26 protein-coding genes and 1 tRNA gene are annotated in these 24,296 nt (G+C 57.7%); 11 read left to right on the forward strand and 16 right to left on the reverse strand.

Annotated elements, in window-relative coordinates:
- The first annotated feature begins 60 nt into the window (after positions 1-60).
- The 3 genes from E2L05_RS02605 to E2L05_RS02615 all read left to right on the forward strand — a co-directional run bounded on the left by E2L05_RS02605 (position 61) and on the right by E2L05_RS02615 (position 4,031).
- A complete protein-coding gene (locus E2L05_RS02605) occupies positions 61-1,884 on the forward strand; it encodes a M3 family oligoendopeptidase (RefSeq protein ID WP_133341339.1) in 1,824 nt (607 codons plus the stop codon).
- A gap of 312 nt (positions 1,885-2,196) precedes the next feature.
- Positions 2,197-3,450 (forward strand): PQQ-dependent sugar dehydrogenase, encoded by a 1,254-nt coding sequence (locus E2L05_RS02610; protein WP_133341340.1) that lies wholly within the window; start codon positions 2,197-2,199, stop codon positions 3,448-3,450.
- Positions 3,450-4,031, forward strand: coding sequence for a c-type cytochrome (locus E2L05_RS02615; RefSeq protein ID WP_133341341.1), 582 nt, complete (start codon positions 3,450-3,452; stop codon positions 4,029-4,031). Before E2L05_RS02610 ends, E2L05_RS02615 begins: the two co-directional genes overlap by 1 nt.
- 110 nt (positions 4,032-4,141) lie before the next feature.
- On the opposite strand, the gene E2L05_RS02620 is transcribed toward E2L05_RS02615, so the two are convergent.
- Positions 4,142-4,218: transfer RNA gene (locus E2L05_RS02620), tRNA-His, on the reverse strand.
- Positions 4,219-4,506: 288 nt separating this feature from the next.
- Here E2L05_RS02620 and E2L05_RS02625 point away from each other — a divergent pair.
- The gene (locus E2L05_RS02625; RefSeq protein ID WP_133341342.1) at positions 4,507-4,701 is read left to right on the forward strand and encodes a DUF6324 family protein; all 195 of its coding nucleotides are present in this window, start codon (positions 4,507-4,509) and stop codon (positions 4,699-4,701) included.
- On the opposite strand, the gene E2L05_RS02630 is transcribed toward E2L05_RS02625, so the two are convergent.
- From E2L05_RS02630 to ribB, 5 genes are all read right to left on the reverse strand, one after another.
- On the reverse strand, positions 4,685-5,134 hold the full coding sequence (locus tag E2L05_RS02630) for an MmcB family DNA repair protein (RefSeq protein ID WP_133341343.1): 450 nt from the start codon (positions 5,132-5,134) through the stop codon (positions 4,685-4,687). The two genes, E2L05_RS02625 and E2L05_RS02630, sit on opposite strands and share 17 nt — an antisense overlap.
- Positions 5,135-5,489: 355 nt before the next feature.
- The gene (locus E2L05_RS02635; RefSeq protein WP_133341344.1) at positions 5,490-5,795 is read right to left on the reverse strand and encodes a hypothetical protein; all 306 of its coding nucleotides are present in this window, start codon (positions 5,793-5,795) and stop codon (positions 5,490-5,492) included.
- A 101-nt stretch (positions 5,796-5,896) separates the two neighbouring features.
- Positions 5,897-6,382 (reverse strand): transcription antitermination factor NusB, encoded by a 486-nt coding sequence (gene nusB / locus E2L05_RS02640; RefSeq protein WP_133341345.1) that lies wholly within the window; start codon positions 6,380-6,382, stop codon positions 5,897-5,899.
- Positions 6,379-6,912, reverse strand: a complete 534-nt coding sequence (locus tag E2L05_RS02645) for a 6,7-dimethyl-8-ribityllumazine synthase (protein WP_133341346.1) — start codon at positions 6,910-6,912, stop codon at positions 6,379-6,381. Before E2L05_RS02645 ends, nusB begins: the two co-directional genes overlap by 4 nt.
- A 6-nt stretch (positions 6,913-6,918) precedes the next feature.
- Positions 6,919-8,028 carry a 3,4-dihydroxy-2-butanone-4-phosphate synthase gene (gene ribB / locus E2L05_RS02650; RefSeq protein ID WP_176600797.1) on the reverse strand — a complete coding sequence of 370 codons (1,110 nt, stop codon included), beginning with the start codon at positions 8,026-8,028 and terminating at the stop codon, positions 6,919-6,921.
- A gap of 104 nt (positions 8,029-8,132) precedes the next feature.
- Here ribB and E2L05_RS02655 point away from each other — a divergent pair, with 104 nt between their 5' ends.
- The gene (locus tag E2L05_RS02655; RefSeq protein WP_133341347.1) at positions 8,133-9,065 is read left to right on the forward strand and encodes a ketopantoate reductase family protein; all 933 of its coding nucleotides are present in this window, start codon (positions 8,133-8,135) and stop codon (positions 9,063-9,065) included.
- Positions 9,066-9,070: 5 nt separating this feature from the next.
- On the opposite strand, the gene E2L05_RS02660 is transcribed toward E2L05_RS02655, so the two are convergent.
- From E2L05_RS02660 to E2L05_RS02670, 3 genes are all read right to left on the reverse strand, one after another.
- Positions 9,071-9,679: a riboflavin synthase gene (locus tag E2L05_RS02660; protein ID WP_133341348.1), complete on the reverse strand. Its 609-nt coding sequence runs from the start codon at positions 9,677-9,679 to the stop codon at positions 9,071-9,073.
- A 90-nt stretch (positions 9,680-9,769) separates the two neighbouring features.
- Positions 9,770-10,927 carry an acetoin utilization protein AcuC gene (locus tag E2L05_RS02665; protein WP_243721840.1) on the reverse strand — a complete coding sequence of 386 codons (1,158 nt, stop codon included), beginning with the start codon at positions 10,925-10,927 and terminating at the stop codon, positions 9,770-9,772.
- Positions 10,924-11,448 (reverse strand): glutathione peroxidase, encoded by a 525-nt coding sequence (locus E2L05_RS02670; protein WP_133341349.1) that lies wholly within the window; start codon positions 11,446-11,448, stop codon positions 10,924-10,926. Before E2L05_RS02670 ends, E2L05_RS02665 begins: the two co-directional genes overlap by 4 nt.
- 200 nt (positions 11,449-11,648) lie before the next feature.
- Here E2L05_RS02670 and E2L05_RS02675 point away from each other — a divergent pair, with 200 nt between their 5' ends.
- The 5 genes from E2L05_RS02675 (at position 11,649) to ptsP (ending at position 16,993) form a co-directional block, all read left to right on the forward strand.
- A complete protein-coding gene (locus E2L05_RS02675) occupies positions 11,649-12,125 on the forward strand; it encodes an NUDIX hydrolase (protein ID WP_133341350.1) in 477 nt (158 codons plus the stop codon).
- Between the two features lie 88 nt (positions 12,126-12,213).
- Complete coding sequence (locus E2L05_RS02680; protein ID WP_133341351.1) at positions 12,214-12,675, forward strand: DUF1178 family protein; 462 nt, start codon at positions 12,214-12,216, stop codon at positions 12,673-12,675.
- Between the two features lie 3 nt (positions 12,676-12,678).
- A complete protein-coding gene (locus E2L05_RS02685) occupies positions 12,679-13,335 on the forward strand; it encodes an SDR family oxidoreductase (RefSeq protein WP_133341352.1) in 657 nt (218 codons plus the stop codon).
- Positions 13,336-13,480: 145 nt separating this feature from the next.
- Complete coding sequence (locus E2L05_RS02690; RefSeq protein WP_133341438.1) at positions 13,481-14,740, forward strand: aspartate kinase; 1,260 nt, start codon at positions 13,481-13,483, stop codon at positions 14,738-14,740.
- A 9-nt stretch (positions 14,741-14,749) separates the two neighbouring features.
- Positions 14,750-16,993, forward strand: a complete 2,244-nt coding sequence (gene ptsP / locus E2L05_RS02695; protein ID WP_133341353.1) for a phosphoenolpyruvate--protein phosphotransferase — start codon at positions 14,750-14,752, stop codon at positions 16,991-16,993.
- Positions 16,994-17,259: 266 nt separating this feature from the next.
- Here ptsP and rpsI read toward each other — a convergent pair whose 3' ends face one another.
- The 4 genes from rpsI to E2L05_RS02715 form a co-directional block, all read right to left on the reverse strand.
- Positions 17,260-17,766 carry a 30S ribosomal protein S9 gene (gene rpsI, locus E2L05_RS02700; protein WP_133341354.1) on the reverse strand — a complete coding sequence of 169 codons (507 nt, stop codon included), beginning with the start codon at positions 17,764-17,766 and terminating at the stop codon, positions 17,260-17,262.
- Positions 17,766-18,230, reverse strand: coding sequence for a 50S ribosomal protein L13 (rplM, locus tag E2L05_RS02705; RefSeq protein WP_133341355.1), 465 nt, complete (start codon positions 18,228-18,230; stop codon positions 17,766-17,768). The genes rpsI and rplM overlap by 1 nt, the downstream gene beginning before the upstream one ends.
- Before the next feature lie 238 nt (positions 18,231-18,468).
- Positions 18,469-19,311: a hypothetical protein gene (locus E2L05_RS02710; RefSeq protein WP_133341356.1), complete on the reverse strand. Its 843-nt coding sequence runs from the start codon at positions 19,309-19,311 to the stop codon at positions 18,469-18,471.
- A 210-nt stretch (positions 19,312-19,521) separates the two neighbouring features.
- Entirely contained in the window at positions 19,522-19,941 is a 420-nt protein-coding gene (locus tag E2L05_RS02715) for a PaaI family thioesterase (protein WP_243721841.1), read from the reverse strand.
- Between the two features lie 57 nt (positions 19,942-19,998).
- On the opposite strand from E2L05_RS02715, the gene E2L05_RS02720 reads away from it, so the two are divergent.
- Positions 19,999-20,817 (forward strand): enoyl-CoA hydratase, encoded by an 819-nt coding sequence (locus E2L05_RS02720; RefSeq protein WP_243721842.1) that lies wholly within the window; start codon positions 19,999-20,001, stop codon positions 20,815-20,817.
- Positions 20,818-20,823: 6 nt separating this feature from the next.
- Here E2L05_RS02720 and E2L05_RS02725 read toward each other — a convergent pair whose 3' ends face one another.
- The 3 genes from E2L05_RS02725 to E2L05_RS02735 form a co-directional block, all read right to left on the reverse strand.
- Positions 20,824-21,594, reverse strand: a complete 771-nt coding sequence (locus tag E2L05_RS02725; protein ID WP_133341357.1) for an enoyl-CoA hydratase-related protein — start codon at positions 21,592-21,594, stop codon at positions 20,824-20,826.
- A gap of 68 nt (positions 21,595-21,662) precedes the next feature.
- Positions 21,663-22,139 carry a cytochrome c-type biogenesis protein gene (locus E2L05_RS02730; protein WP_133341358.1) on the reverse strand — a complete coding sequence of 159 codons (477 nt, stop codon included), beginning with the start codon at positions 22,137-22,139 and terminating at the stop codon, positions 21,663-21,665.
- A complete protein-coding gene (locus E2L05_RS02735; RefSeq protein ID WP_133341359.1) occupies positions 22,136-24,130 on the reverse strand; it encodes a heme lyase CcmF/NrfE family subunit in 1,995 nt (664 codons plus the stop codon). The genes E2L05_RS02730 and E2L05_RS02735 overlap by 4 nt, the downstream gene beginning before the upstream one ends.
- Positions 24,131-24,296 lie beyond the last annotated feature (166 nt).

The raw sequence follows: 24,296 nt of genomic DNA on the forward strand, positions 1-24,296 counted from the left end.
ACCTTGCGGTTCAAGGCATGCGCGCCCTATGTCTATGCCATCACTTGAAACGAGGGCCCTATGCGCGATTTTCCGACACCTGTTCATGACGCAAACGCAACCGGAGCGAACGGAGGCTTTGGCGATCTGCCAGAATGGGATCTGACCGATCTGTATCCCGCACCGGACAGCCCGGAATTGGAAAAAGATCTGGCTTGGCTTGAACAGGCCTATTCTGATTTCGCCGCCGATTACGAAGGCAAGTTGGACACGCTGGATGCCGCCGGGCTATTGGAGGCTGTGCAACGTGACGAGGCGCTGAGCCAGATCGCCGGGCGCATCATGTCGTTTGCCGGTCTGCGCTATTACCAGAACACGGTGGACAGCGAGCGCGCAAAATTCATGGCCGATATGCAGGATCGCATCACGGTGATGACCAGCCAGCTTGTGTTCTATTCGCTGGAGTTGAACCGTATTCCCGATGACAAGCTGGCGGCAATGCTGGCTGAGAATGCGGACCTTGGGCGGTACAAACCGGTGTTTGATCGCCTGCGCGCGATGAAGCCTCACCAATTGTCGGACGAGTTGGAAAAGTTCCTGCACGATCAGTCTTCGGTTGGGTCAGCGGCGTGGAACCGTTTGTTTGACGAGACAATCGCCGATCTGGAATTCACCGTTCAGGACGAGCCACTGAACCTTGAAGGGACGTTGAACCTTTTGACCGACCCTGATCGTGCAACCCGCGAAGCTGCGGCGCATGAACTTGCGCGCGTTTTTGGCGAAAACGTGCGTATCTTTGCCCGGGTTCACAACACGCTGGCGAAGGAAAAGGAAATCGAAGATCGCTGGCGCAAGATGCCCAGCCCCCAGGCAGGTCGCCACTTGGCCAACCATGTGGAGCCTGAGGTCGTCGAGGCCCTGCGCAACGCCGTTGTTGCCGCCTACCCCAAGCTGTCGCACCGCTATTACCAGCTGAAACGCAAATGGCTGGGGCTGGACACGCTTGAAGTCTGGGACCGCAATGCCCCCCTTCCGATGGAAGATGAAACGGTCGTCGACTGGCCGACAGCCCGCAAGATGGTGATGGATGCCTATGCGGATTTCGATCCACGCATGGCTGACATTGCCGAGCCGTTCTTTGAAAAAGGCTGGATCGACGCAGGCGTGAAGCCCGGCAAGGCTCCGGGCGCGTTTGCGCACCCGACAGTCACCAATGTGCACCCTTATGTCATGCTGAACTATCTCGGAAAGCCGCGTGATGTCATGACATTGGCTCACGAATTGGGTCATGGGGTGCATCAGGTTCTGGCGGCCGACCAGGGCGAGCTTTTGTCTTCAACGCCTTTGACCTTGGCGGAAACGGCATCGGTCTTTGGCGAGATGCTGACCTTCCGCAAGTTGCTGTCAAATGCCAAAGACGATGCGCAACGCAAGGTTCTGTTGGCCGGCAAGGTTGAGGACATGATCAACACCGTTGTGCGGCAGATCGCGTTTTACGACTTCGAATGCAAACTTCATGCGGCGCGGCGCGAAGGGGAACTGACCCCCGACGATATCAATGCGCTTTGGATGAGCGTGCAGGCCGAAAGCCTTGGCGATGCCTTCACCTTCATGGAAGGGTATGAAACCTTCTGGGCCTATGTTCCGCATTTCGTGCATTCGCCGTTTTACGTCTATGCCTATGCGTTCGGCGACGGGTTGGTGAACGCGCTTTACGCGGTCTACGAAGAAAGCGGCGACGGGTTCCAGGAGAAGTACTTCGACATGCTTAAAGCGGGTGGATCGAAACACCACACCGAACTTCTGGCACCGTTCGGCTTGGATGCGTCAGACCCGGCGTTCTGGGACAAAGGCCTCTCGATGATCTCGCGCCTGATTGACGAGTTGGAAGCGATGGAAGACTAAGCTCCCAACTGGATAAAGTTATTGACCGGCCGGTCCCCTTGGGGTCGGCCGTTTTTCGTTGGCGCATATCAAAGCCGCCGTCATAAGGGCTTTTTGACCGCGCCCGTTAATAGTTTGCGCTTTATTTCAGATGCTTGAGGTCACGCCTCTCGCAACCAAAACGATTGTTTTTGTGACGAGAGGTAAAAAATAGTTACCAAATTTCAAAAACCCGTGTTAGCGATATGGGGCGACAGTTATGGCACAAGACCAAACACAATCGCCTGAACGCGTGCGCGGGGCGCTTTTTCCCGCGACTTGGGAGGAGACAAAATGAGAAAATTGATGACGTCGGCGGCATTGTTGGCGCTGATTGCAGGACAGGTGTCGGCACAAGAGTCAGACACCCGCTCGAACTCTGAAAAAATGCAAAGCATGCAGGCCACTGGCACGACAGAGTTCACCTTTGTTGACCAAACCGGGGACTATGCCGATGGGATCAAGCGTACGCTTGAACGCATCACCTTGCCCGACGGATTCAAGATTGGGCTTTATGCTGTTGTGCCGGATGCACGACACATCGCCGTCGGCCCTCAAGGCGTCGTAACCTTTGTCGGCACCCGTAAAGACAAGGTTTGGTCGGTCACGGATCGCAACAAGGACCGCGTCGCTGATGAAGTCAAGGATTTCGCGCCTTCACTGACATTCGCGATCCCCAACGGCGTTTGCTTCAGCCCCGACGGGATGCTGTATATCGCCGAACAGAACGCGGTGACAAAGTTCCCGGCAGCAGAATTCTTCTACGAAAGCCCGGATATTGCACTCGCGCCAATCGTGCCCAAGGGGGAGCTGATCCCGGTATCCGAGGAATCGTTCAATCACACTGCACGCGTGTGCGATGTGGGCCCGGACGGAAACCTCTACATTTCGCTTGGTCAGCCGTTCAACGTGGCGCCGCCAGAAAAGCTTGAACTCTATAACGAGGTCGGGATTGGCGGGATCATTCGGATGGACCAGAACGGTGGCAACCGCGAAGTCTATACCTACGGTGTGCGCAATTCCGTCGGTCAGGATTTCCACCCCGTCACTGGCGAATTGTGGTGGACCGATAACCAGGTTGACGGCATGGGCGATGACATCCCCCCAGGCGAGATCAACAAACAGACCGAAATGGGCCAGCACTTTGGACACCCGTGGTTTGGTGGCGGCACCGTGCGCACCAACGAATACGCGGGACAGGAGGTCCCCGTCGACGTCGTGCACCCTGTTTCTGAAACCGTTGCCCATGCGGCGGATCTGGGCATGATGTTCTATACTGGCAAAATGTTCCCTGAAATGTACAAGAACGCGATCTTCTCGGCTCAACACGGGTCGTGGAACCGCACCACGCCAGTTGGCGCACGCGTCATGGTCAGCTTTGAAGATGCAGAGGGCAACGTTACGACAGAGCCTTTCGCAGAAGGCTGGATCGATGAAAACGGGGAATATCTGGGGCGCCCGGTGGACGTAGCGCAACTGCGCGATGGATCGCTGTTGGTGTCTGATGACCTTGCCGGGGCCATCTACCGGATCTGGTACGAAGGCTGATGCGCGTCGCAATCGCACTGGCACTCGGCGGGCTTTTGCTCGCCGGTGCTGCACCGGCGCAGGACGCGCAGAACGGCCGAAAAGTAGCCGGCATGTGCCGCACCTGTCACGGCCTTGATGGCTACGCAAAAATCCCAATTGCGCCGCATATTGGGGGCGAACCTCAGTCCTACCTCGTGGAACAATTGACGGCTTTCAAGTCCGGAACGCGGCAGCACGAAATGATGACGGTTGTTGCGAGTGGGTTGTCCGAACAGCAAATCCTTGACGTTTCGGCGTGGTACGCCTCGCACACTGCGACAGCGGAACTCGCTGTCGGGGCCAACCCGGAAGACGCACCACAAGACTGCGTCGCCTGTCACGGTACGGCAGGCATTTCCGAATTGGACACGGCCCCGAACCTGGCGGCAGAAACGAACATCTACATCGACACGCAACTCAAGGCGTTTCGACTTGGCAAGCGCAAGAATGAGATCATGTCCGGTGTGGCAGCCGATCTAACAGATGCCGAAATTCGCGCATATGCAGATTGGTACGCCGCATCCAAGTTGACGATCACTGCACCTGTCGAAGCGAACTGAATCAACGCCTTGCGCAAACATCCTCAAACGCGGCCTACGGGCCGTGTTTTTTTGTGCCTAGGCGCTCACACAGCCCATGGGATGAAGTGAAATTGGCGAAAAAGAAGTGATGGTACCGCCTCCCCGGCTTGAACGGGGGACCTCTGGATCCACAATCCAGCGCTCTAACCAACTGAGCTAAGGCGGCACGTTGCGAGGGTTTAGCTTTGCCCAAGGACGATTGCAAGACCGTCTGAACGGTAAATCACGGTTTTTGTCAGCTGTCCGGAATTAGGGTGGCTTTTCACCTGCATCTGACGAGTGGTTTCTGAACGCTGCCCGTGTCAATCAGTGAGATTACTTTAGGGTCGCATCATAATCCTTTGCATTTTATGATATAAAAATAAAAATTCTGGATCAGCATGGCATCCAACCGATAGCCGCCCCTTGCCCGAACACCCGCAACGCGTTAGGCGACACGAAAAAGGAGCATGCCATGGGCATCAACACAGAAAGCGACTTGGTCGCCAACTTGCAAATCGGGCCGACAGATCATGGCATGGTTCGCATTTTCGTCGAGGCAGAGGGCGCAGAGATTCCCATGGATTTCGACCCTCAGGAAGCGATTGAGATCGCGGAAGAGATCATGGCCGCAGCGCAACAAGCCAAGGCCCTCAAGCGCCCCAAGTGATCCCGGCATCGCACATGCCTTGATGCCGTGCAGCAGCAACTCGCGCGAACCGCAACGTCACAGACTTGCGGCGTGCGGCGGCCAGCGGCGTGGCATCAGGCATACGCAGAATTTCGGCGCCGTAGCCGTCGGCCATGATCAAGCCGCTGTTGTCCGGCAGAAGGTCGATGGGAAAGTCAGCGTCGACAGCCCAAAAGAACCGATCAGCCCATTCAAGATATCCCTGCCACTTGCCGTCTGCCATGAAATCGGCGCGCGATGACTTGCACTCGACCACCCAAATCTCACCCTTCGGTCCCAGCGCCATCAGATCCACGCGCAACCGCCCCGGCAACGTCACCTCTGGAACAGACATGAAATCCAGACTTCGCAAGTGCCGTGCGACCCCGCGTGCCAGCAAGGCACCCGGGGCAAGGGGCGATTGTGAAGACATCTCAGCTGCCATGGCTCACACATGAACAATCAGAGAACAAAAATCAATTGGCATAAAACCCTTCCGCCCTTGCCGTGACCGGGGACGAGGCTTATGTGGGTTCAAGGCGGGTGCTGCCCTTCCCGTGCCTGTGGCTCAATTCCAGTGGCCTTAAGCAAAACCGAGGGGGCTGGCTCTGTCATGGCCCTGGTCATGTTACCTGGCTCCCACCTGTACATACAGGCTCTCGGGAATAGCAAGCCTCCACGGTTGCGCGCGGGCCCGCCACTTTTCCACCATAAGATGTGAACATAGTGTCAAAGACGGACACAAAAAAACGGCCCTTGGGCCGCCTTTGTTCGCGTTAAGCTCTGGATTAGCGCCGGGCGTCAACCCGAACTGGAATGGGTTCAGCAAGTGGGATTGTCACGGCATCTCTACGTCCACCGGTGTCGCCCTCGTCGCCGTGTCCCTTTGGCAATGACAGGGCGAATTGGACACCGGCAAAAACGATGCCGTTGAACACCCACAACATAAGTACCGCCAACCAACCAATGGGTGAGCTGGACACCAGATGCCACAGATTTGCAACGTTGAAGCTCAGAAGCATCACCACGAATGCCGCCGAAATTGCGTATCCGATGATCACCTGACGAATGTAGAGTTTCACGAGATGTGGCATGGCCGACTCCTATGGTTCCCTCAGACATAGAGCGAACAGGGGCGTCCCGCCACCCCTTGCGATCAAAAAACATTCTGCAAACCGCATGTGACCTATCGAAGTCAGAATCCCTCGGGCCGCGCCTCACGCGCCATATGGTCGAGCACAGCGTTGACGAATTTCGGCTCTTTGGTCTCTGGGAAAAACGCTTCGGCCACTGACACAAATTCCGAAATCACCACCTTGGGCGGTGTGTCTTTGTCCATGAGTTCGGCCCCAGCCGCGCGAAACAGAGCCCGCAACGTTGGGTCGATCCGGGCAATGGGCCATTTCGCAACCAGCGCCCGATCCGTCATCTGGTCAATCTTGGCCTGCCAGTTAACGGCTTCGCTGACGATACGGCGGAACATGTCCGTGTCGGCTTCGACCATATCATAGTCTTCGAATTCCTCGCCGAACCGGAAGTTCGCAAATTCCGCGGTCACACTGTCGGCCGTCTGATCAGTTGTTTCCATCTGAAACAGCGCCTGCACCGCAAAGAACCGAGCCGCCGAGCGCATTTTTCGACGCTGGTTGCCTGACAGGTTAGATGTTGTTCCGATTGTCATGCGAAGCCCGCCCCAGTGCTGCCGCCTTCTGACGGTGTGATGAAGCCCACGCCCATGGGCTGCTTGCGCATGGTCCGGCCAAGCGCGATCAAATGCAAAGCTGCAGCAGCAGCGCCACCGCCCTTGTTCTGGCCGGTTGGATCAGCCCGAACAGCCGCTTGGTCATAGGTTTCGACCGTCAGAATGCCATTCCCAATACACAGCCCCTGCAGGCCGAGCAGCGTCAAGGCGCGTGAACTATCGTTGCAAACGGTATCGTAATGGGTTGTTTCGCCACGGATCACGCAGCCAAGCGCCACGAATCCGTGATAGTCGCCGCATTGATCGGCAATGCGCACGGCGGTCGGAACTTCCAACGCGCCGGGCACTTCGATCACGTCACAGGTGCCGCCTGCTGCCTCAATTTCGGCCCGCGCGCCTTGAACCAGATTGTCGGCAATGTCTTTGTAATACGGTGCGACAACCACCAGAAGATGGGTCGGCGCATCGAAAACAGGACGCGGCAGGGAATGATGTGTTGGACCGGCCAAAGCGGTTTACTCCGTGGGGATCGGACGCGTGTCTTCTATTGAAAGGCCATAGGCGTCAAGCCCGACCACCTTTGGTTTTACGGAATTTGTCAGCAGGATCAGTTTCGACAACCCAAGCGACGACAAAATCTGTGCCCCAAGCCCGTATTGGCGCAATGTCCGCGGGGAAGCTGCGTCTTCGGTCTGCAGCTTCATCGTCGTGTCGCGCAGCAGCACAAGGACGCCGCGGCCTTCATCGGCGATCAGCTTCATTGCCTGACCAAACTCAGCCGCACGGCCTGCCCCACCAAGACCCACTACATCGAGCATCGGATCAAGCCCGTGCATCCGGACAAGCACGGGGGCGTCACCCGATATATCGCCCTTGATAAGAACGATGTGTTCATCGCCAGCGGCCGTGTCGGTATAGATCCGCATCGTCCAGTCGCCGCCAAATTCAGATGTCACTGACCGTTCGTCGCTCACGGCAACCAGATTGTCGTGGCGGCGGCGATAGGCAATCAGGTCACTGATGGTTCCGATCTTAAGGTTGTGGCGCTGCGCAAATGCCACCAGATCCGGCAGGCGTGCCATCGTGCCATCGTCGTTCATAACTTCGCAGATCACGCCGGCCGGGTTAAGCCCTGCCAAGCGCGACACGTCGACGGCGGCCTCGGTGTGACCGGCGCGAACCAGAACCCCGCCATCCCGCGCGCGCAGAGGGAAAATATGCCCCGGCGTCGCGATATCCGCCGATGTCTTGGACGTGTCGATCGCCACGGCAACACTGCGGGCGCGGTCATGGGCCGAAATCCCGGTTGTCACCCCTTCACGCGCCTCAATCGACACGGTGAAGGCTGTCTCGTGACGCGATGAGTTGTCAGACGCCATCAAGGGAAGTCCAAGCGCGTCAATGCGATCACCTGTCAATGTCAGGCAGATCAACCCGCGCCCATACGTCGCCATGAAATTGATCGCCTCAGGCGTCGCCATTTGCGCCGGTATCACCAGATCGCCTTCGTTCTCGCGATCTTCGTGATCGACCAAAATGAACATACGCCCATTGCGCGCATCATCGATGATTTCTTCTACGCTGGAGATTGCGTCGGCGTAATCGGGTGTGTCTGTATCGGCCATGGGGGCTCCGCTTTCGTGAAGGCCAGACATAAGGCAGGGCGCGGGCATTGACCAGACCGCTGCGCCCACGCATCGTGATCAAAACGCAGACGAAGGAAAGATACATGCGCATCGCAACCATGGCGACCGGTGGGATCGGCGGATATTTGGCGGTAAAGCTGGGTCTTGCAGGGCATGACGTCGCCTGTGTGGCACGCGGCGCGCATCTGCAAGCCATCCGGGCGGCTGGGCTCAGGTTGGACACGGCGCGCGGGCCCGAGATGTTTACACCCGCAATTGCCACGGATGCGCCGGGCGACATCGGCCCGGTCGACGTGGTGATTTTTGGCGTTAAGGGCAACGGGCTGGAAACAGCCGCAGCAGCGTGTCGCCCGCTGATTGGACCAGACACAGTGGTTGTACCCTTTTTGAACGGTGTCGAAGCCGCAGACCGGCTGCAGGCAATTTTACCTGCGCAGAACGTCGCCAACGGCGTGGCGTATGTCTTTACGACGATCACCGCACCGGGCGTCATCGGGCAAACTGGCAAGCCCGGCATGCAAGGGCGGTTTGTCTTTGGTGAACGAGACAATGCCCCAAGCCCGCGACTTGCAGCATTGAGAGAGGCAATCCGTCTTGCCGGCCCCGAAGCACCTGATGTTACCGACATAGACGCAGATGTTTGGACCAAATTTGTTCTGTTCAGTGCGATGTCAGGCGTTACAGCCGGGGCACGGTGCCGGATCGGCGACATTCGGGCTCATCCAGAGCTTATGGCGCTATTTGAAAATGTGATGCGCGAAACCGAAGCGGTCGCCCGCGCGCGAAATGTGGTCCTATCCCCGGAAGTGGTGGACAAGCATCTCGCCTTTATCGCCACCGCACCGGCAGATGCGCGCGCGTCGACCTCTGTCGATCTGGAAAAGGGTGCCCCATTGGAAACTCCTTGGCTTAACGGCGCTGTCGCGCGACTTGGGGCCGAAGTTGGTGTACCGACCCCTGCGAATGCAGCGATCAGCGCGTTGCTTGCGCCGTACGTCGCCGGGCGCGCGGGCTAACTGCCCTAGTCCGCCTCGGCAAGGCGCGCAACATAACGTGCCAATGTGTCGATTTCGAGGTTCACGGCATCGCCCTGTGCTACGTCGCCCCAAGTCGTGGCTTGCTTCGTGTGCGGGATGAAGTTGATTCCGAACGTGGCGCCATTCACTTCGTTTACAGTCAGTGATGTTCCATTAAGAGCAACAGACCCCTTTGGGGCAATGAACCGCGCCAAAGCGTCCGGCGCACGCAAGCTGACCCGCGTGCTGTCACCTTCATCGTGCACGGAAATCACCTCTGCTACGCCGTCCACATGACCGGACACGATATGCCCGCCCAGTTCGTCACCTACGCGCAATGCGCGTTCCAGGTTCAGCCGCCTGCCCGGCGTCCAGCCTTGTGCCGCGATATTCGTCTTTGACACCGTCTCGGCCGAGATATCCACGTCAAACCAGCCCTGACCATCCGGAAGCGCCCCTTTGGCGGTCACTGTCAGACAAACGCCGTCACATGCGATCGACGCTCCAAGCGCAACACCGGCCATGTCATAGCCGGTTGCGATGCGGGCAGTGAGATCGCCCTTTTGTTCCACCGCAACGATGCGGCCAATATCAGTGATGATGCCTGTGAACATGGCCTCGCGGTCCTCCGGTTTCTACGCCTTGTGCCGGAGGTAGCGTTCGCCGGGGGGCGGTGCAAGGGGATGGGCGCAGTTGCCTTGATCTCAGACCATTGCCCGACCGTGGGCGGCAATCCGCTGCCGGATCTCGTTGCGAATGGGGCCGCCGCGAGCCGGGTCCTTTAACGTCGTCAGCCAATGGGGCGCAACAGGCCTGCGAGCCCGCAACCCTGTCCATTCCAACCGCTGAAGTACCGCCGATGCGGGGCCGGGCAGAACGTCTGGAATAGCCTGCCCCGCAAGGGCGCCCCAGACGCGGGTCCACAACCGCCCGACCGACCACGGATTGTACCCGCCACCGCCCAGAACCATCAGGCGCGGGCTTGCGGCGCGAAGTGCCAGCGCGATACTGACATGCGCATTGTTCGACAGGGCCAAACGCGACATCGGGTCTTCGTCCAAGGCATCTGCCCCGCATTGCAAGACGATGGCATCAGGGCGAAACTCGGCCAGCTTTCGCAAGATCAGTTCATCCCGGATCAAGGCCATTTCATCGTCATTCAATCCGCGCGGCAGCGGCAGGTTCACGACATTTCCGCACCCACGATCCTCAAGCGCGCCAGTGCGCGGCCAGCGGTTTTCTTCATGGGTGGATATCAGAAGGACGGACGGATCATTCTGAAAAGCGAACTCAACCCCGTCGCAATGATGCGCGTCAATGTCGACATAGGCGACGCGGTCACACCCCTGAGCCTTAAGACCCAGAACCGCCAAGACCGGATCGTTGAAGTAACAAAATCCATTGGCCCGATCTGGAAAACCGTGATGCGTGCCACCGCCCGGCGCATGAATCACGCCGCCGTGCCGCAACAAGGCTGCCGCAAGAAGCACCCCGCCAACACCCGTCGCAGGCCGTCGAAACATCTCGCCGAAAATCGGGTTGGCTGTGGTTCCAATATTGTGCCGGTCTTTTACCGCAACGCTAACATGCTGGTCCGTCTCAGCTGCCTGAAGGGCCGCAACATAGTCGGGTGTGTGCCACAACGTCAGACCTTCGGGCTTGGCGCGCGGACTGGTCCGGTATTGTGCGGCTGGCAGCCACCCCAAGGCGCGGCACAGATCCATAACCTGGGGCACGCGCGGCACAGCCAGTGGGTGCCAACGACCATAGGAGGACCCCCGATACACATCCGAGCCAATGAATATCGGAACCGCCGCAGAAGCATCTGTAATGTCGACAGGCCCGGCTTCTGACGACATCATTGGGTCAGCATAGCCTCGATCGGTTGGGTGATCGAGGCGTCCATTGGCCGGGTCGATGACTGAAACGTGGCCTCGACCGAGCCATCGGGCGCAAGCAAGACCTTGTTGAAATTCCAACGCGGCGTGAAGCCAGCTTCCTTGGCCACCCATTGGTAAAATGGATGCGCGTTGCTGCCGCGCACATGCGTGATTTCGGTCATTGGAATGGTCAAACCAAATGTGACCTCGCAGAAGTCTTTGACGTCTTCTTCGCCAGACAGTTCTTGCCGAAAATCATTCGAAGGCACAGCCAGCACAATCAAACCGCGATCGGAATACGTTTCAAACAGGGTTTGCAGACCCTCATATTGCGGCGTGAACCCGCACAAAGACGCGGTATTGACCACAAGGACCGGTCGCCCTTTCCAACCGTCAAGATCAATCGTCCCGCCATCAATGGAGTTAAATTCAAAAGCCTGTGCCTGTAGCGTGGCAAAGGCAATAAAGGTTGCGCTGATACATGCGAGTCTGTTCTGTGTCATCTGCGAATGGCTCCGTTCGTGGTGGCGTGAAATATAGGGCGCACCAAGCTCAAGGCAGACATTATTCTCATTTTTACCTTGAGGACGCCGGGTCACCTAATCCCCTTGCACAGACCAAGTTTCCAGCAGTATAGCGTTGTTTCGCGGCCAAACTCTTCTATCTAAAACTTGCCGCATATGGGCAAGGATTGACCGCAGCAATGTCGAAGCAGAGTTCCAAAAAGTCACCGATCAGTGCAGATTTGCTGCACGCGAAAGGTGCAAGGTCGCAATATGGGGCGGTGTGTTTTCGGGTGAAGAGCGGCAAGGTGCAGGTGCTTTTGATCACCAGTCGCGGTACGGGGCGCTGGGTCTTGCCTAAGGGCTGGCCAGTCAAAGGGCAAACGCCGGCAGGCAGCGCAACGGTTGAAGCATTTGAAGAGGCCGGCGTGCAGGGAAAGACCTTTCCTGTGTGCATTGGGCTTTATACGTATGACAAATACATGTCCGATATAGAGTCGATCCCTTGTGTGGTTGCGCTTTACCCTTTGCGGGTGAAGAAACTGCGCCGCAAGTTTGCCGAAAGCGATGAGCGTCGGCGCAAGTGGTTTTCGCGCAAGGTCGCGTCAGAACTGGTGCACGAGCCCGAATTGGCCCAGATCCTTCGCACATTTGATCCGGACCCATTTTTATCCTGACCGGCTGTCACGCCCCCTCGCCCGTTATGGTGACTTGTCAAAACCTTGGTTTTTCTTGAGTGATGTGCACATGGCCTGAGGCAAAACTATGATCCGCTACGCACTTAAATGCGATAATGACCATGTATTCGAAAGCTGGTTCGCGTCAGGCGCGGCCTTTGACAAGCTGTGTGCAGCCGGTCAGATTGAGTGCCCTGTATGCGGTATTTCGGCGGTAACAAAGGCACTGATGGCCCCTCGGGTCAACACCGCTGGTGAGAAACCTCAGCCGCAAAGCGGCCCGTCCCCGGACCTGCCTGCCAAAGCCGATCTTCCCCCACCTGCGCAAGCCGAGTTGGCAAAAGCCATCGGTGCCCTGCGCGAAAGGATCGAACGAGAGACAGAAAACGTCGGCAAACGGTTTGCGGAAGAAGCCCGCGCCATTCACACCGGTGACGCACCCGAGCGGGCGATCCGAGGTGAAGCAACCGGGAAAGATGCCAAAGCCCTGATTGATGATGGTATCTCAATCATGCCTTTGCCCTATATCGATCCAAAGAAAGTGAACTGAGAAATGCGCGTACTGATCACTGGGGCCAATCGCGGGATTGGGCAAGGATTGCTGGCACACTACGCCGCGCAGCCGGAAACGGTTGCTTTTGGAACGGTGCGCAGCACACCGGCGGATGATGCTCTGACCCAGTTGGACGTCACGCGCCCCGAAGGCTTTACAGACCTCGCCGCGCGGTTCCACGATGTCGCCCTTGATTTGCTGGTGTGCAATGCGGGCGTTTATCCCGACAAAGGAATGACGCTGGATACCAAGATTTCGCCTGACATCTGGTCCCAGGCGTTTTCCGTGAACGTAACCGGTGTCTGGATGACCATTGAGGCCCTGTTGCCTGCATTGCAACGCGCCAAGACCCCGCGCATCGCGATCATCTCCTCAATCATGGGATCAAGCGAACGCGCGCCCGGTGGGTCCTATGTGTACCGCGCCAGTAAAGCCGCAGTGACGAATTTGGGGCGCAACCTTGCCGTCGATCTGGCGCCTAAAGGGATTTCAGTCGGGATGTATCATCCGGGATGGGTGCGAACGGATATGGGGGGATCATCCGCTGATATCAGCCGCGATGCCTCGGTTGCTGGGCTGACTGCTCGCTTTGCGGCCCTTGGCCCGGAAACCAGCGGAGTTTTTGAGTCCTACGATGGGACGCCGATCCCGTTCTAAGCCGCCACGTCACGCATACCCTTGCGGCGGGGGCTGTGCTTGAATAAACAGCCCCGACCGGCGCGGTGTCGGTCACATGGTCTTGGTTTGCAAGGCCGGTCACACGGGCAAACGCTGCCCGGAAGCGGGGGGCACAACAGCGACCATGCCGATCCTGGTAATGAAATTCGGCGGCACGTCAGTGGCCGATCTGGACCGTATCCGCAACGCCGCCGAAAAGGTGCGCGCTGAAGTAGAGCGCGGCTATGACGTGATTGTCATTGTCTCGGCGATGTCTGGGAAGACCAACGAACTTGTCGGTTGGGTGAATGAAACTTCGCCCATGTTCGATGCGCGTGAATACGACGCTGTCGTGTCGTCGGGCGAGAACATCACAGCCGGTCTTATGTCACTCACGTTGCAAGAAATGGATGTGCCCGCGCGCAGTTGGCAAGGTTGGCAAGTGCCACTGCTGACCACGTCGGCCCATTCCGCCGCGCGGATCGAAAGCATCCCGCGCCATAATATCGACCAGAAGTTTGGCGAAGGCATGAAGGTCGCCGTGGTTGCAGGGTTTCAGGGCCTCAGCCCCGAAGGCCGGATCACGACACTTGGCAGAGGTGGGTCTGATACGACCGCCGTTGCCTTTGCCGCCGCTTTCGATGCGGAACGGTGCGACATTTATACGGACGTCAACGGCGTCTATACAACCGATCCGCGGATCACGTCGAAAGCCCGCAAACTCGACCGTATCGCCTTTGAAGAGATGCTGGAACTTGCCAGCCTTGGCGCGAAAGTCCTGCAAACCCGGTCGGTAGAACTCGCCATGCGGTACAAAGTTCGCTTGCGCGTCTTGTCATCGTTCGAGGAAAGCACCCCCAATTCCGGCACGCTCGTGTGTGACGAGGAGGAAATTATGGAAAGCAAAGTTGTTTCTGGCGTCGCGTATTCGCGGGAAGAAGCCAAGATCACGCTTGTCAGTGTCGAAGACCGCCCAGGCATCGCCGCCGCCATTTTCGGGCCATTGGCTGATGCCGGCGTGAATGTTGACATGATCGTTCAGAATATCAGCGAAAAAGACTATGACGATCACCCCGAAGCGGTGACCGACATGACCTTCTCGTGCCCGAACGATCAGGTTGCCCGCGCCGAGAAAGCGATCCTTGATGCAAAGGCCGCAGACCAGATCGGATTTAGCGAATTGGTCGTCGATACCGATGTCTGCAAGATTTCCGTTGTTGGGATTGGGATGCGCAGCCACGCGGGCGTTGCCGCGCGTATGTTTGCGGCGCTCAAGGCTGAGAACATCAACATCAAAGTCATCAGCACCTCTGAGATCAAGATTTCCGTCCTGATTGACCGGAAATATATGGAACTCGCGGTTCAGGCGCTTCATGATGCCTTTGAGCTGGAGACAAACTCCTGACGGAAGCGCATGGCCCAAGCGACGGAAACTGAAAGCCGCAAACTGCTCGGTCGCCTACGTCAAGCAATGGCGTCAGGCGGCGCGGGGCAAGAGCGGCTTGACCGGATCACTCATCTGATCGCGGACAGCATGTGCACGGAAGTGTGCTCAATATACCTGTTCCGAGACAACGAAACGCTTGAGCTTTGCGCGACAGAGGGCCTGCGCCCCGAAGCCGTGCATCAGACGCGGATGCGCCTGAACGAAGGTCTGGTGGGCCGCGTCGCCGCCACCTCCAGAGCGATCAACAGTGCCAACGCCCCACAAGAGCCCGGTTTCCGCTTTATGCCAGAAACGGGCGAAGAGGTGTATTCATCCTTCCTGGGCGTGCCGATTCAACGCCTTGGGCAGCGGATGGGCGTTTTGGTGGTGCAGTCCAAAGAAGCGCGCAGTTTCTCTGGAGACGAACTTTATGCGCTTGAAGTCGTCGCCATGGTCTTGGCGGAGATGACGGAACTTGGCGAGATCATGGGCGAAGGCGACAGCCTGACGCCCCTGCACAAACGCCCGCAAGTGTTTCGCGGCGGGGTTGGGCAAGAAGGGACAGCCGAAGGGCATGTCTTTTTGCACGACCCGCGTGTGGTTGTCACAAATCCGATCAGTGACGATCCGGCAGCAGAACTGAAACGCCTTCGCGCCGGAATCAAGACGCTGCGCGGTTCGCTCGATTCATTGCTGGCGGACGCCAGCAAGATGGAAGGCGACCATGTTCAGATCCTCGAAACCTATCGCATGTTTGCCAATTCCAAAGGCTGGCTGCGACGGATGGAAGAGGACATCGCCCGCGGCTTGTCAGCCGAGGCATCCGTTGAAAAGGAACAGTCCGCCGCACAAGCGCGAATGCGCACCGTCGCAGACGCATACTTGCGGGATCGCTTGCATGACCTTGATGATCTGTCCAATCGGCTTTTGCGGATACTCACGGGCCAAGGGCGCGATACAGGCGCAGCGCGGCCCGATGATGCCGTTCTGGTCGCACGCAATATTGGCCCAGGCGAGTTGCTGGAATACGGCCGTACTCTCAGGGCAATCGTTCTGGAGGAAGGGTCGGTTGGCAGCCATGCCGCTGTAATCGCCCGCGCTTGGGCGATCCCGTTGATTGTCAACGCATCTGGCATCACAACCGAGGCGCTGAACGGCGATCAAGTGCTCGTCGATGGCAATGAAGGCGTTGTGCACTTGCGTCCCGATGACAGTGTGACGTCAGCCTTCCGCGATAAGTTGGCTATGCAGGCTCAGGCGCAGGAACGCTACACCAGCATTCGCGATTTGCCTGCCACGTCGGAATGCGGACAGCGTGTGAGCCTGCACATGAATGCGGGACTCATGGCTGACCTGCCCAGCCTTGTTGGTTCGGGCGCTGAAGGGGTCGGGTTGTTCCGCACAGAATTGCAGTTCCTTATTCGATCAAAGGTTCCGCGCAGGGGCGAATTGGCGAGCCTTTATGGGCGTGTCATGGATGCCGCCGATGGCAAGCGCGTGGCTTTTCGAACCCTTGATATCGGGTCTGACAAAGTCTTGGCCTACATGAAGCCCACGGAAGAGCCCAACCCGGCGCTTGGTTGGCGGGCAATTCGTGTGGGGCTCGACAAAAAGGGCGTTATGCGGATGCAACTGCAGGCGCTGATCCGGGGGGCCGCAGGACGCGCCTTGACGGTCATGTTCCCCTTTGTGGCACAGTTCGACGAATTCCGTGATGCGCGCGAAATGCTGTTGCGCGAATTGGACCGCGAAGAAAAGCTTGGCCACCCCCTGCCCGAGCGTGTCGAAATCGGTGCAATGCTGGAAACGCCAAGCCTTGCATTTGCGCCGCGACAGTTCTTCGAATTGGCAGATTTCATTTCCATCGGCGGCAACGATCTAAAGCAGTTCTTTTTTGCAGCGGACCGCGAAAACGAACGTGTTCGCCGACGTTATGACACGCTGAACGTATCGTTCCTCAGCTTTTTGGAGCAAATCGTTGCCCGCTGCGTGGACACCGGGACACCAGTGTCTTTTTGCGGAGAAGACGCAGGCAGACCAATTGAAGCTGTTTGTTTCGCCGCCGTGGGCCTGCGTGCGCTATCCATGCGCCCAGCATCAATTGGACCGGTCAAGCACCTGATCCGGCAAACAAACTTGGCTGAACTTCGCGATGTTATTGAGCAAGGCAAGCTCAAAGGGGTTCAATCGGTTCGCCCTGACGTCATGGAATTTCTGAGCCGCCAAAGCTGACCTTCAGACCTCCCTCAACAGGTGGACACGAAGAAACATTGCAAAAATCGCACGCCCAGAACGGTCTTGCGGACCTGTCACTCATTGGTCTGTTTCAGGCTACTGGCCCATCCTATACCCGCAATCGCTGCTGACTGAACTCAAGCTCTGATCAACCATTCGGTCGCACGCGGCCTGCCCCAGTGGATTGATGACCCCCTACAGTGCTTTTGACACGAAAAAGGGGCCCAAAAGGACCCCTTTTCCAAATACTGCCTCTGACGAGATCAGCGCTTGGAGAACTGGAAGCTCCGACGCGCTTTGCGACGACCAAACTTCTTACGTTCAACAACACGGCTGTCGCGTGTCAGGAAGCCGGCTGCTTTGAGCGGGCCGCGCAGCGACGGATCGTACAACTGCAGCGCCTTGGAAACGCCGTGCTTGACCGCGCCAGCTTGGCCCGACAGGCCGCCGCCTTTGACAGTCGCCATCACGTCGAACTGGCCTTCAACACCAGCAACAGTGAACGGCTGGCGGAGGATCATTTGCAGAACCGGACGCGCGAAATAGGTTGTCACGTCTTTGCCGTTGACAACAACCTTGCCGGAGCCTGGCTTGATCCACACACGGGCAACCGCATCTTTCCGTTTGCCGGTCGCATAGGAACGGCCAAAGCTGTCGCGAACCGGCTCGCGGTTTACGGCTTCTTCCAGCGCGGACAGATCGGTTGCGCCAATCTCTGCCATGTCGACGGCACCTTTAAGGTCGTCGAGCGATTTGATTTCTTCGGCCATCATGCGCTCCGCGTATTCTTGGAATTCAGGATCTTAACGTCGATCACTTCAGGCTCTTGTGCCTCGTGTGGGTGCTCGGCGCCGGCATAGATACGCAGGTTTGTCATCTGCTTACGGCTCAAGCGATTGCCCGGCAGCATACGCTGCACGGCCTTTTCAAGAACCCGCTCTGGATGCGCACCTTCGAGGATCTTATCAGCCGTGGTCGACTTGATCCCACCGGGGTGGCCGGTGTGACGATAGTAAGTTTTCTGCGTCCGCTTGCGGCCAGTCAACTGGACCTTGTCGGCATTGATGACGATAACGTTGTCACCCATGTCCATATGCGGTGTGAAGCTTGTCTTGTGCTTGCCGCGCAAGCGCATCGCGATGATCGACGCAAGACGACCCAGAACGACGCCTTCGGCATCGATCAAAATCCATTTCTTGTCGATATCAGCCGGTGTGGCTGTAAAGGTTTTCATGGTCTCGACCTTCAGTGTTGATCGGTTGGCACATTGCGCCGCCCGGAAACTCGGATGCTGCGTTCTACGGGATTGGCAGGCGCAGTCAAGTGCGCATTTCCCATAATAATGCAGCAAAAACAAGCAACTGCAATTTAGGTATCATAATACCCAATAAAGACTGGCGAATTTGTCGCCTTTCCCAACGCAAAACGCCCGCGCTGTGAAGCGCAGGCGTTTCTGTAAGGTCAATGTGTGATCAGGCCCGACGAACGCGACTGCGTAGAAGCTGCAATGCCCATAGCAGAAGAAGCAGTGTGGCAGGAAGTGGGACCGCGGTGACGGACGGGACGCTGCCTTCACCGCCAAAGATTGCCAGGAACCCAGTACCGCCAGATCCGTCAGATCCGCCAAAGAAACCTGTGCCGTTATCTGTACCGCTATTGCCGCCCGACCCGCCGGATCCACCGCCTGCGTACAACATGCCGCCACCTGTTGCGCCGCCCAAAAGCGATCCGCCGTTTGTGCCCTCGCCCGATGCGAGGATCAGTTCGCCAGATGGATCGCCAAGGAAACCTGGAATGCTGAACTGTGGTGCTGTGCCGCCAGCCATCAACTCGGTCGTTTCAGGCAACTCGTCGGGGTACAAGCTTGACACTTCGACCACCAAAGACCGCGGATTTGCGGCTTCGCCGCCGTTCACAGCTTCAATGAGCGATGGATCGTCATTCCAAAGTTTTACACGCATGCCGCCACCGTTCGCGGCCACATCGGCAGGGTCCTGCGTGCCACGCGAGGCAACGCAACCGGCAGACTGATCGATCATCTGAACTTGCGGCTCACCGCGACCACCCGCCGGAGGCGTGATGCTCATGATCGGGCAACCGTCCATGTACACGTAAATCGTATCAACCAGAGATTCATCGCCATCGTTGATCCGTCCTGTGACACTGGGAGCGTCCAGAAGGATTGCATCGGAGGGTCCGACACCGCCGGCGCCATCTGCGTCAGCAAGAACTTGGCTGGAGAAGAACACGGCAACACCAGCCGCCACGCAGAGACCTGCTTGGGCTGATTTGGTAAGTGCGAATACCTTCTCCATCTTCGATCTCCAATGCTCAAAGCCTGTCTGCAGAACATTCTGCAAATTTAGCGCTGTTGCATCTTTCTAGCTGTTCGGGGTGTTTTGCTCAAAGTTCCATGCAGGTAACTTTGCTATCCCTACGGATAGGAATAGTGTGCTTGCAGGGGGTTATAACGCTGAGCTTCACCTTGCTCACCTTCTAGCAAGACGGCTATGATCAAAACAAGTTCAAGGTATTGAGTAGGTTAACGAGGCCCTTGCTACTGGTCTGTCCTCGTGTCCCTCACCAAACAATCGTACATCACCGACGGCAAGCGAACGACCCAGCTTGAGAATCTCTACATCGGCAATCAAATCTAGGTCTGCGGCTGGTTTGCGCATGAAATCAATCGCGCAGTTGGTTGTGACCGCCAACGCCTTTGGGCCGACCAAAGAAAGAACGGCAAGGTAAACGGCGACATCGGCAAGTGCAAACATGGTCGGACCTGAAACGGTGCCCCCGGGCCGCAAATGCGCAGGTCTTGTCCTGAGGCGGACACGCAAACGCATCGTTTCTAGTGATTCGATCTCAAAATCATCCGCGACTTGAGGAAACTCTGACACCAAAAAGGCGTTCAAAGCGTCGATATCCATTTTCAACTCGTGCATCGCTTTCCCCATTCCCAGAGCCTCGTTAAGCTGCTTATAAACCGGAGGAGAGGCAAGATGACCAATCACATGTCAGTCGGCAGCGACGCAGAAAACCTCGTGGTCAGGACCGACGAAGGCGCGATTGCGTGCCTTACCCTATCCTCGCCCGGGTCTTTGAACGCCTTGTCCGACGCGATGCTGGACGTTCTTGCAAAGCAGTTGTCACAAATCGCGCAAGACCCCTCGGTGCGCGTTGTGATCCTGCGCGGTGCAGGCAAGGCTTTTTGCGCCGGGCATGATCTTAAGGAAATGACGGCAGCCCGCGCAGCACCAGATGGCGGTGCCGCGTATTTTGCCGATCTTTTTGATCGGTGCGGCCAACTCATGCAGGCGATCCCCCGCCTGCCCCAACCTGTGATCGCGCAAGTGCACGGTATCGCGACAGCCGCAGGATGCCAACTTGTTGCCACCTGCGATATGGCGGTCGCGGCCGAAGGCACGCGTTTTGGCGTCAATGGTGTCAACATTGGACTGTTCTGTTCGACCCCGATGGTCGCCCTGTCGCGCAATGTCCCGCGCAAGCAGGCGTTCGAAATGCTGACAACCGGGGATTTCATCGCCGCAGACCGCGCGCAAGAGCTTGGGCTGGTGAACCGTGTGGTTCCCCACGCGGCGCTAGAGACAGAAACACTCGCCTTGGCAAAGCAAGTTGCCGACAAATTGGCACGTGCAGTGCGCATCGGCAAACGTGCGTTTTATGATCAACTGGACCAAGACCTATCAGGGGCCTATGCGCTGACTCGCGATGCCATGGTGCAAAATATGCTCGATAGCGATACCGCCGAAGGCATCGCTGCATTCATCGAAAAACGCGCGCCGACCTGGGAACAGTGACCGCGACTAGCGGCCCTCGTAGGACGGTTTGCGCTTTTCCAAAAAGGCTACAACACCCTCGCTGAAATCGCGGGTCTGACCGCACAGCCCCTGCAACTGTGCCTCAAGCGACAACTGCGCCTCAAGATCATTGGAATAACTCTGCCGAAGCGCCGTTTTGACATGGCTGTAAGCAACGGTTGGGCCGTCAGCCAAATGACGTGCACGTTTGGCCACATGATCCGCAAAGGCATCATCGGCCACGGCCTCCCATATCATGCCCCATGTCTCTGCTTGCTGAGCCGTGATGGGTTCGGCGAACAAAGCGGCCCCCATCGCCTTGGCAAACCCGACCTGACGCGGCAGCCAATAGGTGCCGCCCGCGTCCGGGATCAGGCCGATCCGCGTGAACGCTTGCAAAAAGACAGCCCGCTCTGATGCAATCACGACATCTGCTGCAAGCGCAAGGTTCGCCCCCGCCCCGGCCGCTGCGCCGTTGACCGCGGCAATCGTCGGGATGGGACACTCGAAAATCGCACGAAGCATGGGGGTGTACTCGTCGCGGAGCACGCGTTCAATATCCAGCGCCGCAGCGCCGTCACCAAGGTCTTGCCCGGAACAGAAACTGTCCCCGGCGCCTGTCATGACAAGAACGCGCGCGTTTTCCTGCGCGATCCGAATTGCTGCCGGAATTTCCGCACGCATCTGAACGTTGAGCGCATTCTTGACCTCGGGCCGCGCCAAGGTGAGCCATGCCACGCCGGCATCAATGTCGAGTCTGATTGTCTGAAAGTCCATTGCGTTCTCCGCTCCACGTTCGCAGGCAGACTACGACAGAGCGCACGTCACCGCACAAAAACGCTGGGTCATTTTTCTAGAATTTTTTGCAATTCTGCCGCTTCATCTTCTGTCAAATCCGGTGCTGCTTCTTTGTCTGATGCGCGCCGCCCCCGGATGTACACCGCTGCGATGCCAAAACCCGCAATGAACATGGCTGGCCCCGCCAACCACAAGATCATGTTCGAGCCGCGCGTTGTCGGATTGAGCAATACATACTCGCCATATCGGTCAACGATGAAGTCGACAACTTCAACGTTGCTGTCGCCCTCGACAAGTCGTTCGCGCACAAGCAGTCGCAAATCGCGGGCCAGGTCAGCGTTGGATTCGTCAATATTCTCGTTTCTGCACACAAGGCATCGCAGACCAGCAGAAATATCGCGTGCGCGTGTCTCTAGCTCTGGGTCAGCCAGAATTTCGTCTGGTTGCACCGCTGCGGATGGCAGCGGTGCAAACATCAAGCAGACGGCTAACGCGCGGGCGGAAAGCAAAAGGCGATTGATCATTCTGCGGCCACCGTTGACGGGTCTGCATCCCCCGATTTTCCGGGTTTGCGCGCGGCGCCGGGGGCCACACGGAACCGTCGGTCGCTCAAACTGACAAATCCACCAAGTGACATGATGATCGCCCCGGCCCAGACCCAGTTCGCGAATGGTTTGATATAGGTCCGAACCGCCCAGCCGCCGCCGGCCTGCGGGTCCCCGATCACAAGATACAGGTCACGGAAAACACCGTTATCGATGTCGGCCTCGGTCGTGGGCATTTGCGCCACCGGGTAGTTCCGCTTTTCCGGGTTTAGGATGGCCACTTGCCGCCCATTTTTGGACACAACAAGATCAGCCATGATCGAGTCGTAATTGGGCCCGGGTTCCCGGCGCACGTCGGCAAGAGTTACCTCATAGCCAGACACGGTGAACGTCTCGCCCACTTGTGCAACGCGGATGTCTTCGCTTTGCCATGCGGTCATGGCGGAAATTCCGATAAACGTGACGCCAAGCCCCATATGCGAAACCGTCTTTCCCCAATCTGCACGGGGCAGGTTCCAAAGACGACGTGCGCGCGACGCGACCCCGCCCCGGCCTGTCCGGGACCAAAGATCAATCAGTGACCCTGCGATCAGCCACACACCAAGGGCGATGCCAATCGGGGCAAGAATGCTGCGGTCTGTTTGGAAGGTCCAAATCAGGGCTGCCACCAAGAAGGTTGCGACAATCGGCAGCGTGAGCTGGCGCATCACACGACCCATCTTCGCACGTTTCCACGGCATCAACCCACCAATGGGCAGAATGATCGCCAGCAAAACCATGAAGGGCGTGAACGCCGCATCAAAGAACGGCGGGCCCACCGACAACTTTCGATCAAATAGCATCTCCGCGACAAGCGGCCATACAGTTCCAACGAACACCACAAAACATGACACAGCGAGCAGGATGTTGTTGGCCACCAACGCGCTTTCCCGGCTGAGCAAACCAAAGACGCCCTTTGCCTGCATCGACCCGGCGCGCGCCGCAAAAAGGGTCAGTGCGCCTCCCATGAAGATCCCCGTGATCAACAGGATAAAGACCCCGCGTTCGGGATCGTTGGCGAAAGCATGCACGGACGTCAAAACACCCGAGCGAACGATAAACGCCCCGATCAACGAGAACCCGAAGGCCAGGATCGCCAAAAGGATGGTCCAGCTTTTCAGGCTTTCGCGCTTTTCCACAACAATAGCCGAATGAAGCAGCGCTGCGGCCAAGAGCCAAGGCATGAAAGACGCATTTTCGACCGGGTCCCAGAACCAATAGCCGCCCCAACCAAGCTCGTAATAAGCCCACCAGGATCCCAATGCGATGCCGATGGTCAGAAAGACCCAAGCCGCCAGCGTCCAGGGACGGACCCAACCGCCCCACGCCGCATCAACGCGCCCTTCGATCAAGGCAGCGACAGCAAAGGAAAACGTCAGGGACAGCCCGACATAGCCCAAGTACAAAAACGGTGGATGAAACGCGAGACCGGGGTCTTGCAGAAGCGGGTTCAGATCCTGACCATCAAGTGGTGGAACCGCAAGCCGCAAGAACGGGTTCGAGGTGAAAATTATGAAGGCCATGAACGCCAGCGTTACCGCTGCCTGCACGCCGAGAACCCGCGCTTTCAGACTTGGGGGCAAGTTGCCCCCGAACCAAGCGGCAAGTGCGCCGTACAGCGTCAGGATCAACACCCAAAGCAGCATGGACCCTTCGTGGTTCCCCCAAACGCCCGTTACCTTGTAAAGCATGGGTTTCAAACTGTGGGAATTATCGACAACCAGCTTGAGAGAGAAATCAGACACAACAAAGGCATATGTCAGAGCTGAGAAACTGAATGCCGTCAGGAAAAACTGCGCTGTTGCGGCGGGAGAGGCAAAGGCCATCCAGCCGGACCAGCCGCGATGCGCTCCGATCATCGGAACCACCGCCTGAACAAGCGCCACGCAGGCCGCCAGCAAAAGGGCAAAGTGTCCAAGTTCTGCGATCATGTCCTACCCCTGTTCGACGGTGTCGATATACCCGGCCGTCTAAGGCCGGTTTTAATGTGTAAGCTAGGCTGCGCTCGGGTCACCGACAAGAGACAACGCAGCCGCAGCCGCCCTTCTGTGCCTCGCCTCAGACTTAGGCCAAGGGGGCGCAAGCAACGACACTGAG

This window comes from Meridianimarinicoccus aquatilis, from assembly GCF_004358675.1.
Lineage (GTDB): Bacteria > Pseudomonadota > Alphaproteobacteria > Rhodobacterales > Rhodobacteraceae > Meridianimarinicoccus > Meridianimarinicoccus aquatilis.